Origin of the sequence: Shewanella submarina, from assembly GCF_042646185.1 — a bacterium.
Taxonomy (GTDB): Bacteria; Pseudomonadota; Gammaproteobacteria; order Enterobacterales; family Shewanellaceae; genus Shewanella; species Shewanella corallii.
Genome location: NZ_JBHRTD010000006.1, coordinates 16,359 through 28,203 on the forward strand (window position 1 = coordinate 16,359; position 11,845 = coordinate 28,203).

The 11,845-nt window shown below is 52.5% G+C and carries 9 protein-coding genes; 5 read left to right on the top strand and 4 right to left on the bottom strand.

The features are described 5' to 3' along the window. The first annotated feature begins 15 nt into the window (after nucleotides 1-15). Entirely contained in the window at nucleotides 16-1,266 is a 1,251-nt protein-coding gene (locus tag ACFOE0_RS03100; protein WP_248935506.1) for a winged helix-turn-helix domain-containing protein, read from the top strand. A gap of 65 nt (nucleotides 1,267-1,331) precedes the next feature. Here ACFOE0_RS03100 and ACFOE0_RS03105 read toward each other — a convergent pair whose 3' ends face one another. The 3 genes from ACFOE0_RS03105 to ACFOE0_RS03115 form a co-directional block, all read right to left on the bottom strand. Further along, nucleotides 1,332-3,278, bottom strand: coding sequence for a TonB-dependent receptor plug domain-containing protein (locus ACFOE0_RS03105; RefSeq protein ID WP_248935505.1), 1,947 nt, complete (start codon nucleotides 3,276-3,278; stop codon nucleotides 1,332-1,334). A gap of 330 nt (nucleotides 3,279-3,608) precedes the next feature. Then, nucleotides 3,609-4,874 (bottom strand): DUF4785 domain-containing protein, encoded by a 1,266-nt coding sequence (locus ACFOE0_RS03110; protein ID WP_248935504.1) that lies wholly within the window; start codon nucleotides 4,872-4,874, stop codon nucleotides 3,609-3,611. A gap of 10 nt (nucleotides 4,875-4,884) precedes the next feature. After that, nucleotides 4,885-5,733 (bottom strand): hypothetical protein, encoded by an 849-nt coding sequence (locus ACFOE0_RS03115; RefSeq protein WP_248935503.1) that lies wholly within the window; start codon nucleotides 5,731-5,733, stop codon nucleotides 4,885-4,887. Nucleotides 5,734-6,035: 302 nt separating this feature from the next. On the opposite strand from ACFOE0_RS03115, the gene ACFOE0_RS03120 reads away from it, so the two are divergent. From ACFOE0_RS03120 to ACFOE0_RS03130, 3 genes are all read left to right on the top strand, one after another. Further along, a complete protein-coding gene (locus tag ACFOE0_RS03120) occupies nucleotides 6,036-6,710 on the top strand; it encodes a nitroreductase family protein (protein ID WP_248935502.1) in 675 nt (224 codons plus the stop codon). 256 nt (nucleotides 6,711-6,966) lie between these two features. Beyond that, nucleotides 6,967-7,614 carry a CatB-related O-acetyltransferase gene (locus ACFOE0_RS03125; RefSeq protein ID WP_248935501.1) on the top strand — a complete coding sequence of 216 codons (648 nt, stop codon included), beginning with the start codon at nucleotides 6,967-6,969 and terminating at the stop codon, nucleotides 7,612-7,614. A 209-nt stretch (nucleotides 7,615-7,823) separates the two neighbouring features. Beyond that, nucleotides 7,824-8,858 carry an endonuclease/exonuclease/phosphatase family protein gene (locus tag ACFOE0_RS03130; RefSeq protein ID WP_248935500.1) on the top strand — a complete coding sequence of 345 codons (1,035 nt, stop codon included), beginning with the start codon at nucleotides 7,824-7,826 and terminating at the stop codon, nucleotides 8,856-8,858. 62 nt (nucleotides 8,859-8,920) lie between these two features. Here the strand turns inward: ACFOE0_RS03130 and ACFOE0_RS03135 are convergent, their stop codons facing one another. Continuing rightward, a complete protein-coding gene (locus ACFOE0_RS03135; protein WP_248935499.1) occupies nucleotides 8,921-10,579 on the bottom strand; it encodes a DEAD/DEAH box helicase in 1,659 nt (552 codons plus the stop codon). Between the two features lie 188 nt (nucleotides 10,580-10,767). Here ACFOE0_RS03135 and ACFOE0_RS03140 point away from each other — a divergent pair, with 188 nt between their 5' ends. Continuing rightward, a complete protein-coding gene (locus tag ACFOE0_RS03140) occupies nucleotides 10,768-11,832 on the top strand; it encodes a DUF3626 domain-containing protein (protein ID WP_248935498.1) in 1,065 nt (354 codons plus the stop codon). Nucleotides 11,833-11,845: the final 13 nt, after the last annotated feature.

Consider the following 11,845-nt stretch of genomic DNA (forward strand, 5'->3'; position numbering starts at 1 on the left):
TGGACAGGTAGTATCTTGAAAGTCACCTCTTATCTTGTTCTGGATGAAGCCGAACATCTGCTGACGGATCTCCGTACTCAGGAACAGGTTGTACTGACCTTTTCCGAAACTGCTGTATTGGCGGCCCTGCTGAAACACCATGAGCAGGTGCTGGATAAAGACACTTTGCTGGCTGCGGGCTGGCCTGACCGCGTTGTCGCTCCCACGTCGCTGACCCAGTGCATCTCCACCCTGCGTAAAAAGCTGTCTGCTTACCCTGAAATCAAACTGCATACCCTGGCGCGTATGGGCTATCAGTTGCAGATTGAGGAGGATGAGCCTGCCACTCAGTCAGATGTCGAGACGGTTGCCCAACCGAAAACCCGGGCCAGACTTTATGTGCTGCTGGCGACGGTGTTGTTGGCGACTATCTGTGTGGGCTACTGGCTGACCCAGAATAAAGGGCTGGAGTGGAAGCACGAAGATGAGATCCCCTTGAATATTGGTGGCGTAGAGGGGGAAGCTGAGCTGTTTTACCCGAAAGGTACCATCCGACCTGCACCCTGGCGCTGGCAGAAGCATATCGCCCCTGAGAGTAATCAGATCCCCAATATGTCTGAATTCAGTGCCTTTGCCCTGGCCGATGACAATGCTTACTCAATGGCTATCTGTCCCACCGGTGATTATCGCAACTGTGATGGCAGTCGACTGATGAATATTGTGGCTGTGGATGATCAGCCCGCCGGTTTGCATATGACTGAGTTTCTCCCTCTGATGCAGAAAATGGAGAAGCGGGTTCGTTATAACCGCATCACTATCCCTGAGGGTATGTGTAAAAAGTCAGACTTTAATGAGCACAACTATCAGGCGGATGTGTACTTCCCTGTGGCCAACAAGCTGTTGGAGCGCTATGACCTGAATATGTCGCTGGTGTACGACGACGATAACTCAGGCAGCTTCTACTTCTCCTCCTGCCTGACGGATCAGGACTGTTTGACAGCACCTATCAAGTACACTTTCCGCGGTGATTTTGTGCAGCACAAGGCTGAAATTGGCCACTGGAATGTGGATGTGTTCAATATCAAGGTGAAGTGTAAAAACCTGTATAACCCTGAGAAGATCAACACCTCTGCGGCCTACTTCTTCCGCAATATCCGCAAAGACGATATTCAGGACGATGAGCTGACCTTCTATCGCCTGTATCAGAACAACGCCAGTGCGATATGGATTGTGCCCCGGATGGGCAACATAGTGGTGTGGAGCCGCTACAAGAAAGTGGGTTTGTAGGCTTTAGCCTGACGCAGATATAAGAAAGGCGGTGATTGTTATCACCGCCTTTGTTGTCTTGGCTATCAGAGGCTGTAGTTAACCGACAGCATCCATTCGCGACCGGCTCTTGGCAGGCCTTCTGATTGGGCGTAGTTTTCATCCAGCAGATTATTGAACTTCAGCTGCCAGGACAGGCCATCAATCGGGAGTTTCTGAGTCAGGCCCAGGTTGACTACCGTGTAATTATCCAGCTCAATGCGTTTCTCCTGCTTACCCTGATACTGAACGCTGTCGCGAGCATGCTCTGCATCGACAAACAGCATAATATCCATTGGCAGGTCGATGCGGACATCAGCCTTATAAGTGTGCTTTGGACGGCCCTGCAGCTGCTCACGCTCGCTGTCGGCACCCAGGTTCTCTGCATCCAGATAGCTATAGGCTACGCCCATTTCCAACCACTCTGTGACCGGGTAACGAACACTGGTATCAATACCGCTGAAACGGTATTTATCAAAGTTCAGGTGCTTATCTACCTCTTCCCCATTAATCTCTACCGCAACTTTCTCAATGTAGTTATCGATATCGCTGGTGTAGGCGGTGAGGTTCAGCTCCAACAGATCTATGTACTGCACCAGGCCAATTTCATAGTGCCAGGAGGTTTCAGGCTGTAGATCTGCATTACCAGAGCCCGCTTCATAGAGCTGGCGCAGGTCAGGATAGCGAACACGCTTGGCTGCGGATGCAAACACCCGGCTGTTGTCGCTGAGCTGCCAGTAGGCGGAGGCCAGTGCTGCTTCATGCAGCTCTGAATCGATATCACTGTAATATAATGCGCCACTCAGCGTCGCACCGTAACCACGGTCGCTCTGATATTGGTATTCAAGAACCAGATCTTGCTGGTTAATGGTTTCATCCAGATAAACCGGACCGGTTTGGTTGCCACCAGTACCACCACCTGAGCCGCCAGTACCACCACCTGAACCACCACCATTACCGCCGGCCTTTGGCTTGGCAAAGCTGATATCCTCGGATTCCCAGCTGTTGCTGCGAGCACCCAGAGAGGTGGTCAGCATATGATTATCGTTGGACAGTACCCATTGCAGATTCGCACCCAGGCCGTCCGTAATAGCGTGCTGCTGGCTGTCGAGAGAGTCGAAGTTTTCATCCTCATAGCTGTTCCACATCCGTTCGTCACGGGTGTAGTACACAAAACCACGCAAGGCGTTATGCTCGTTAAGCTGGTGCGCGGCAGTCCCCTGGACGCTGTAGTTATCCATGTCATCGAGTCGGTCAAACTTGGGGTTACTTGCAGTGGTTCTGTCCGGAACACCCCATTCAGCCTGTCGATAGTTCAGGTTAAGCCCCAGGCGGGTCTCTTCATTGACTTGCCAGCCCAGAGAGCCCAGTACTGAGTGGTCGCGGGCGTCACTGTTGGTGCGTTGTCCGCGCTGCTGGTGACCTTCAGCCATAAAGTCGCTGCTCAGGGCGAAATCATCACGCTGGTTAAAGACATAGTTACCAAAGAAATCAATGTTACCGCTGGCCCCACCGGCAGAAACCGATGCTTTATAGCTGTCATCGTTGCCAAAACCAGCCTGCACAGCTGCGCCTTCCAAGTCCGCGCCCTGCTTGGTAATCACGTTAATCACACCACCATTGGCACCGCTGCCATAGAGCAGAGATGCGCTGCCACCTACAGTGATCTGCACTTCCTGGATCTGTTCTACCGGTACCAGTTGAGGATCAAACTGGCTCTCGTATGGATCATTCATCGGAACGCCATTGAGCAGGAAGGTGACATGGCGGGACTTGTAGCCGCGGATGTCAATTTGCGGAACGCCTTTGCCACCAAAGCGAACATTGATACCAGGAACTTCTTCAAGGGCGTGGGCAAGGTTGTTGAAGCCTTTACGTTCCAGTTCGTCACCGCTCAGGGAGATCATGGAGGCTGAAAGCTGTTGTGCAGTGGGTTTGGTGCCGTGAACCACAATCACTTCCTGAACATCCAGCATGCCGGGCTGGGCTGCCATAACAGGAAAAGTGCTTGCGATTAGGGTACCCAGAAGTGTTTTGCGAAACATTTGGTTCTATCTCTGGCTATGTAAATTCGCGTGAGTGTATAGAGATGAAAAGCGGGATATCGTTGTAAATTTGAGCTTTCCCAGGTTGATCACAGTCAAACCGCTGTAAAATCCAGAAAACTTATAAAGTAACAACGGGGTACGGACAAATTGTCCGTGGTTTTGGTTGCTTTGTCCCTGATTGGACAGAGTGGCCGGATGGTTGCGGTCGGGTGGGGAAGATTGGAAAAAACTGTGATGCTGCGCAGAATTGGCCGCAGCAGCACAGTTCGGCAGAGGTTACCTCAGAGACAGGGGAGAGTCGCTCAGACTGAGTCTGGCCATCTGGCCCTGATCCTTGAGCTCAATCGCTCTGAGTCGGTATGGCGGCTTAAGTCCACTTTTGCGTACCAGGTCTGCATCCAAAGGTAACTCAAGTACCGGCGCGCTGGCAGATACCCAGCCTGCTACTTCAGTTTTCAGGATCTGATATTCGCGACCATTACTGCCAATACCGGTCAGCACAGCTCCCAGCTGGAACCGGCCCTCATCGGCGACTTCGATGGGAAAACTGACCATTTCGGGCAGTTTTTTGTGCCACTGAGTTTTACCCATTGCGCCCAGTCTGGCTGAGTTGACGTAGGACTTAAAGGCGGATTTAACACTGCGTGTTACCGGTTTGCCATCGACCTGTGTCTCGACCTGAATATGCAGCTCGCTCAGGCCTGGTGTCACTTCATCGGATTGCTGAATATTTTTGGCTTGCCAGAAACCTTTTGCCGATGACAGCGCTACCCTGGTTTCCGTGCCATCCCCGTGGCGGATAAACGCAGTTGGTTTCAGTGCTTTTGAAGCCTTGTTCAATTTTAGGGAGAAGTTCATCTGAGAGCCGGTCGCCAGGGAGGTTGGGGTGGTCAGACTCAGAGTATAGGGGGAGCCTTTCTCTTTGACGTTAACCAGATACTGAGCATTGGGATTCAGTCCTGACTTTACCTTGAGTTTATACTGCCCCGGCGGTGCAGAGCGTGACATCAGCAGGGCGCTGGAGTTGTCTGCCAGTCCTGCGGTGGCCAGCGCCTGGCTGTCTGCCTGACTGCGGATCAATCTCTGGGGCTGCAGCTTACTGCCAGGTAACTCCAACTGAATATCTGCCGGGGCAATACTGTCAGCCTGCATTGGTGCACCGTTGCTGTTATCAACTCTGGCCGCAAGCCGGATAAGGCTGCCACTTTGGCTGACGTTTAAATCAATTCCCCGATTGAGCTCTTTACCTGTTACCCGACGCCAATATTCATCACTGACACTGGTGTGCTCAGATGCAATCACAGGGGCTTGATACTGGCCGCTTAACGGGGTCACAAAGCTGACGGTTTCACGGCGTTGGTTAACTCCTTCGCCCGATGGCGCGGTCAGTTCTGCCGGTTTGCTGACGGGCAGCGGTTTCAGGGCGACGGGATCAGCCGTCAGCCTGGCTTCTATGGGATCAAGTGAAATCAGGTTATCGGCGGCCGCAGCAGACAGACTCAGGGTCAGTACCGGCAGCGCCAGAAGTTTTAAGTTTTTCATTGGGCGGCTCCTATAGACGGTCACGGATGAAACGGTCGAGATAGAAGCAATCCCGGCGACTTTGCTGGTGGCTTAAAGGCTCACTGCCACGGGTTTTTTGCTTGTCTACAAACCACACAGAGCCTGCCGCACTTTGAGAGGAGCAGTTGAGGAAACCATCGGAGCAGCTGTCCAGCCAGTTCTGTGTGGTTTCAAGGGCGACCTGATTGGTGTAGCCACCACAATAGCTGTCACCGTCCCAGATTGCTGAGTCCACATCTGAGCCAACAACGGTTTCAAAGTTAACAGCCAGAGCCGGGCGACCTGAGGTACCGTGTAGCCAGGTGCTGTTGTAGTAGCTCATCCAGCTGACCTGCTGCTGCTTTACTGCGTCGCTGGCATAACCAAGCAGCCACCCCAGAATTTGTTCAAATACATTGCCATTGACTACCGCATCGGCCAGCGGTGTGCCGCCACTGGATGGTGCCAGTGCGATAATATTGTCTGTGGTGTTGATGATATTCGGATATCTGGCATCCCAGGTGGGGTTGGACATAATCCAGCGCACCACATTGCCGCCGTTGGAATGGGTCACCAGAGTTAATGAGTCGATGGATTCGTTGGCGATAAACTGCTGCAGCTGACCGGCAAGGCAACCAGCGGCTTGGTCGGTCCACATGTATTGGTCAAAGTCACAGTTGATGACTGTGTACTTACTGGCGTTGGGCAGGCCTTGTCTGACTGAGTTTACAAAGTCTGTGGTCCAGTAATCATGGAGTGCATCCGTCTGATTGCCTGTCCCGTGGACAAAGGCAACGCCGGTTGCTGCTTGGGTCAGGGGAGCGACTGCTAACACTCCCAGAAGCAGGTATTTCTTCATGGTGTGTTCCCTGTTTTTGGTATGGGGTTGTTCCTGACAACGGGCTCTAAGCTAGTGGCGAAAATAACGTGTTACAAGTCCCCGCCTGTGGTTACTGCCTTGATATACCTGAATTCATGCTTACGTTTGTTTTAAACTAAGTTTGAATTTTTCTATCCGTATGAATAGTAGGTTTTTCTTATTTGAATTTCGTGGCTAATACGTTTGTCTAGAAGTTACATTAAATTTGTGCGGCAGGGAGATGACTGACAAGTCTGTGCCGGTCTGGTAGCGTGAGGACAGTTTGCACAAGGAGAAGCAAGATGACAGAGGCGCACCACCCACTGAATGACTTTATCGAATACCCTCAGGATGAGATGTTAAAACGGGCACAGGCAAATTATGCCGAGGTGAAACGCCGCCACTCAATCCGCAAGTTTTCTGACAAGCCGGTCCCAAAAGAGATCATTGAGCAGTGTATTCTGGCTGCCGGGACCGCGCCCAATGGAGCCAACCATCAGCCCTGGCACTTTGTCGCGATTGAAAGTGCCGACATTAAGGCGCAAATCCGTAAAGAAGCTGAAGCCCTGGAACAGGCGTTCTATTCAGGCAGAGCCGGCGAAGAGTGGTTGGATGCGCTTAAGCCTTTAGGCACCAATGCCAATAAGCCTTACCTGGAACATGCTCCCTGGTTGATCGCTATTTTCAGCCAAAAGAGGGGCGGTCAGGAGGAGGATGGTCAGACGACCAACTACTATGTGCATGAGTCTGTAGGCATTGCCACCGGGTTTCTTATTCAGGCACTGCACCATGCCGGCCTGGCGACCCTGACTCATACGCCAAAACCCATGAGTTTTCTTACCGATATTTGTGGTCGTGATAAAGAAACAGAGCGTCCCTTTATGCTGTTGATTGCCGGCTATCCTGCCGATGATGCCACCATCCCTGAGCACGCGGTCAACAAAAAGTCCCTCGAACAGATACTGACGATTCTGTAAAAAAAGCGGCACGCTCCTGCTGCCGGAGTGTGCCGCACATTCAATAGCCTGCTGCAAAATTCCATAAAGGCAAGGGGTACGTCAGACCGGTCCACACTGTGTCTGGGCAGGTGAAGTCAGCCTTCCTCCATGAATGTAAATGATGAACAGATAATCAGACCCGCACAGTGGGGAAAATAGTTCAAAAAAGTTTGATGCTGGCGCCATTTTCTTTGCTGAGAGACAATATCCCAGTGTTTATCAAAGTAAAACAATTATGACCTCCTCGATATTTCCTGACTGGCTTACCTCTCAGCGGCTTAAAGATCATGTCTCTCATCCCAATATTGAAGTGGGAGACTACAGCTATTACTCAGGTTTCTACCATGAGAACTCCTTTGAAGAGCAGTGTGTCCGCTATCTGCTGGGCGACAGGGTGATCGCTGATGTATGGGAGGCCGGGATTTATGGCGAAGTGGATAAGCTGATCATAGGTAAGTTCTGCTCCATCGCATCCGGCGCTACCTTTATGCTGGCTGGTAATCAGGGCCACAGGTTGGATTGGATCTCCACCTTTCCTTTCAATCCGACTGAGTTTGGTGACAAGGTGAAGTCAGGCTTCCAGCGCGCAGGCGATACCGTTATTGGCAATGATGTCTGGATTGGTTCAGAGGCGATGATTATGCCGGGAGTGACTATAGGCGACGGTGCTGTTATCGGCTCGCGGGCAGTGATCAGCAAAGATGTGGAACCCTATTCTATCGTCGTAGCCAATAACAGAGTATTGAGAAAGCGTTTTACAGATGAGCAGATTGCGGCTTTGTTGGCGCTGCGCTGGTGGGATTGGTCCCAGGAAAAACTGGCCAGTCATATGGATATTCTGTGTAGTGGGGATATCGACGCTTTGTGCCGGGTAGCAGAGTAATCGACAGTGTCCGCTGAGAAAAGCCATTGACCGGGTGGCGTCCATGGGGGCAAACAATCTCTGCCGTTGTTTTACCTGATCGAATCGCAAGGTCACGCTATGGAAAAGAGGTCGGTAAAAGCGACTTTGACGGGCTTTGGACGCGCTGCGGGATGCCAAATCTGAGGATTGGGTATAGGCTTTAGATAGTACAGAGGTTTGAGGTATACATGTCCAGCTTGGATACGGGCAGCCAGGGGCTGCGAATTGCCACCATTAACTTGCTGAATTTCATCGAGCCGCCATTGGCTTGCTATGAGTCAGACAACATCTATTCCCATGCTCAGTGGCAGGCGAAATGTGCCTGGTTGGCCTGTTATATCAAGCGTCTCAAGCCCGATGTTATTGCGTTTCAGGAGGTGTTCAGCCCCGGTGCGCTGACTTTGCTGCTTGAGCCTCTGGGTTTTAAATGGGTGAAAGTGGTCGAGGAGCCCGGACTGCTGCAGGATTACATCTATAACCGTCCGGTGAATGCTATCGCCAGCCGTTTTCCCGTGATTGATTGTGGCCCGGCTGCTGCCTCTGGCGATGTGAGCCGGGCGTTGGGTATTGATGCGGGTTTTCAGTTCAGTCGCAGCCCTGTGTGGTGCCGAATCGATATGCCCTTGATGGGACCCTGTGATTTCTACTGTGTGCATCTGAAATCGAAACGTCCGTCTCTGGACACAGACCTGCTGGAATCTGAACTTGATGATGCCACTTTGCACACCCTCTCCAGACAACTGGGACGCGCTTCCTCAGCCTTGATGAGGGGAGCCGAGGCTGCGGTACTTATGCATGAGATTATTGCCCGCCGCAGTCGCGATGGCTTTCCTGTGGCGTTGCTTGGTGACTTTAATGACCTGTTAAGCGCGGCGGTGCTCGATGTGTTGCATGTGGATGATGATATCGATGCCTGGCTGACTCAGGCGGCCGATCGGCGGGATCCCGGCCTGGACAGGTTTGGCCTGCGGGACAGTTTTAATTTGCACCGACTTCATGCCGGAGAGATAGAGCGAACTCCTACTCATTACTGGGGCGGAAGGGGCAGTGTGCTCGACTATATTTTGTTGTCTTCCGAGTTTGACCCCAGGAGCGCTTCCAGCACCATGGATGTGACTGAGTTTCGGGTCTGTGACCGCCATATGTTCGGACCGGAAAGCGTGATGGAGAAAGAGTCCAGCGACCATGCGCCGGTTCAGGTCACACTTATCCCCAGACCCTAATCATTGCTGGACCCAAATGAAGAAGCCCGCGATTGCGGGCTTCTTTCTGTAAACTGGCAGGATTACTCCTGAGGTTTCTTCTGCTCACTGTTTTGAGCTGAGCGACGTGGGCGGCGCTGACCTTGTTTGGCTCCGTCATGTTGACGGCGTGGCTGCCTGGCTTGAGGGTTCTTATCAGCCTGTTGCTTTTGCTGATTGCCCGGCTTGCCCTGAGTACGGCGGTTACCTGAAGTATCGCTGCCATTACCCTGGTTGGCCTTGTTGCCACCGCGTTTGTGCTTGTTTTCACCTGACTTCTGGTTGTTTTCAGTGCGCTTTGGTTGATGGCCTTGACTCGCCCCAGTGCCTTGTGGTGATTTGCCATGGGGCTTTTTATGACCCTTTGGCCGGGCCTGTTCATTGCCCTGACGAGGCTTTTGCGATCTGGGCTTGGAGGACTTGTTTTCGTCCTGCAATTGACTCAGTACTCTGTCGTCGGCCTTTTTATCCTGAGCACGACGATTACGGTTAGCTGGCTTACCCGTATTGGCCTGTCTGTTGCCCTGATTGGACTTCGCATTTTGCGTCAGTTGAGTTTGTGGCAAAGCCTGAGCCGGGACGAAACCATCCACCTCTTTACGGTCGATATGTCGACCAATCAGTTTCTCGATGTCTCTGAGCTGCTTTACTTCCTCGCCACATACCAGTGACACAGCCTGGCCTGAAGCTCCGGCACGACCGGTACGACCAATACGGTGTACATAATCTTCCGGGACATTGGGAAGGTCGAAGTTCACAACCTGTGGCAGCTGGTCAATATCCAGTCCGCGGGCGGCGATGTCAGTGGCGACCATCACTTTAACTGTCCCGGACTTAAAGTTGGCCAGGGCGGCGGTACGGGCGTTCTGACTCTTGTTGCCGTGAATGGCAACAGAGGAGATATCTTTGCTGTCCAGATACTTGGCCAGACGGTTGGCACCATGCTTGGTGCGGGAAAACACCAGCACCTGACGCCAGTCGTTGGACTTAATCAGTTCTGTCAGCAGGGCAGGTTTCTGACTCTTCTCTACCGGGTAGATCCACTGCTCAACGGTTTGTGCTGTGGTGTTCCTCGGGGTGACTGAGATCTCGACCGGATCCTGAATCAGCCCCTTGGCCAGCGCACGGATCTCTTCACTGAAGGTGGCTGAGAACATCAGGTTCTGGCGCTTGGCCGGCAGCACCTTAAGAATGCGGCGAATATCGTGGATAAAGCCCATATCCAGCATACGGTCGGCTTCATCCAGTACCAGCACTTCCAGCGAGTCGAAGGAGACAGCTTTCTGGGCGTGCAGATCCAGCAGGCGTCCCGGTGTCGCCACTAGAATATCGACGCCACGTTTCAGTGCTGTGATCTGTGGGTTGATGGAAACACCACCAAACACCACAGTGTTACGCAGCTTCAGGTATTTGCGATAGGCGGTGACATTGTCATCGATCTGAGCCGCCAGCTCCCGGGTTGGCGTGATAATCAGCGCACGGATCTGACCTGCAGCCGGACGTTTGCCACCACTGAGTTTTTCCAGCAATGGCAGAGTGAAACCTGCGGTTTTACCTGTACCCGTTTGGGCTGCAGCCATCACATCGCGGCCGGTAAGGACGGCGGGAATAGCCTGCGCCTGAATGGGAGACGGGGTTTCATAGCCCTGTTCGGCTACAGCTTTCAGGATTGGAGCCGACAGCCCCAGAGAAGAAAAACTCATGGTGTTCCAATATCGTCGTTGGCGGCGGCCCTGACAGGTTGCTGAATCAACAGCAAAGGGTGCCTGAGGGGGCGCAGCTTACCTTATCCCCGGCGTTTTGGCTAATCAATATCCGTTAACCCGGGGCAGTAACATGGTCGTGGCAGATAATCAGGGTTACACTGAATTCGGGTAAAGAGGGAGCGCAGATGACAGGACTTGAATATATTCATAAGCTTGCTTTGAGCGCCAGGGATGATGCCATGCATGTGATCAACAACATTGCATTAATGTCGTCACTCCCTGCTGCGGCTGTTCGGCAGGCGCAGGATAATCTGATCTCCCGGGGACGTATCGCTCTGCATTTCCATCCTGACCGCCTGGTGCGGGGCAATATCACTGTCATTGATAGCATGCTGAGTGATGGGTGCTACCGCAATCAATTTGAAACCCATATCTCCAATGGCCTGTTGTCGCCGGAAATCGGCGGTCAGAGGGACCACTGGGAGATGGCCTATTTTCATCAGCCCAGCCTTGCCCTTAAGCAGAGGCCAAAATACGGCGCGCTGGATTTGGGCTTGCATGCCAATGGTCCTGCTCCCAGATTTGGTGCGGCTTATCTGCTCAGTAAGTCTGAACTGCTTGAACGCTGCAGCTTTTGTTATTTGGATTCCTACCGTCAACCCAAAGAAAGAGCGACATCCAGCTGCTTTGAGCCGGTATTTGCCGCGCTGATGAGTGAGTGCTTCGAGCGGGACTATGGTCTCGGGTGTGAGGATTTCAGGCCTCCTGCTCTGGTTAACTGGTTATGTAATGAACTTAAACCCCTGGCGGAGCCACAGAGCAAGCCGGTTTCCGCGAATCTGGACCACTATATTGAGGCACAGGTACACGGTGAGGTGTCACTGCTTAAGGATATCGACCTGCTGGTATTGGATGCCAGCTATCGGGGCACAGAGACCGGCGCAGCAGCCAGCTTACTTTGTGAAAAGTATCATTTGAGCCTTAGCTGGTCCCCATCTCTGACACTTAATATTGAAGAGGTTCCCGCTGATTATCGAGGCAAGAGTATGCCGCAATTGGCTCGCCGCGTAGCACCTGGCGGAGTACTGAATGTCAGGTTAATCGGAGCGGCCGCCCGGTCAGTTGCCTGTGGTGATCCTGAGTGGACTCAACTGGGCTCACCCAGCGAGCTGACTCAACAATTGAAATTGCTGTGGCATGTGCTGCTGAGATTTGGCAAAAAAAATCAGCCGGTGCAGAGCACCGACTGATAATTTCTTCATG

What these genes read in the sequence shown, in the direction of transcription:
- ACFOE0_RS03105 (WP_248935505.1), bottom strand. Translation starts at nt 3,278, where the DNA reads ATGGCAGCCCAGCCCGGCATGCTGGATGTTCAGGAAGTGATTGTGGTT.
- ACFOE0_RS03110 (WP_248935504.1), bottom strand. Translation starts at nt 4,874, where the DNA reads ATGAAAAACTTAAAACTTCTGGCGCTGCCGGTACTGACCCTGAGTCTG.
- ACFOE0_RS03115 (WP_248935503.1), bottom strand. Translation starts at nt 5,733, where the DNA reads ATGAAGAAATACCTGCTTCTGGGAGTGTTAGCAGTCGCTCCCCTGACC.
- ACFOE0_RS03120 (WP_248935502.1), top strand. Translation starts at nt 6,036, where the DNA reads ATGACAGAGGCGCACCACCCACTGAATGACTTTATCGAATACCCTCAG.
- ACFOE0_RS03125 (WP_248935501.1), top strand. Translation starts at nt 6,967, where the DNA reads ATGACCTCCTCGATATTTCCTGACTGGCTTACCTCTCAGCGGCTTAAA.
- ACFOE0_RS03130 (WP_248935500.1), top strand. Translation starts at nt 7,824, where the DNA reads ATGTCCAGCTTGGATACGGGCAGCCAGGGGCTGCGAATTGCCACCATT.
- ACFOE0_RS03135 (WP_248935499.1), bottom strand. Translation starts at nt 10,579, where the DNA reads ATGAGTTTTTCTTCTCTGGGGCTGTCGGCTCCAATCCTGAAAGCTGTA.
- ACFOE0_RS03140 (WP_248935498.1), top strand. Translation starts at nt 10,768, where the DNA reads ATGACAGGACTTGAATATATTCATAAGCTTGCTTTGAGCGCCAGGGAT.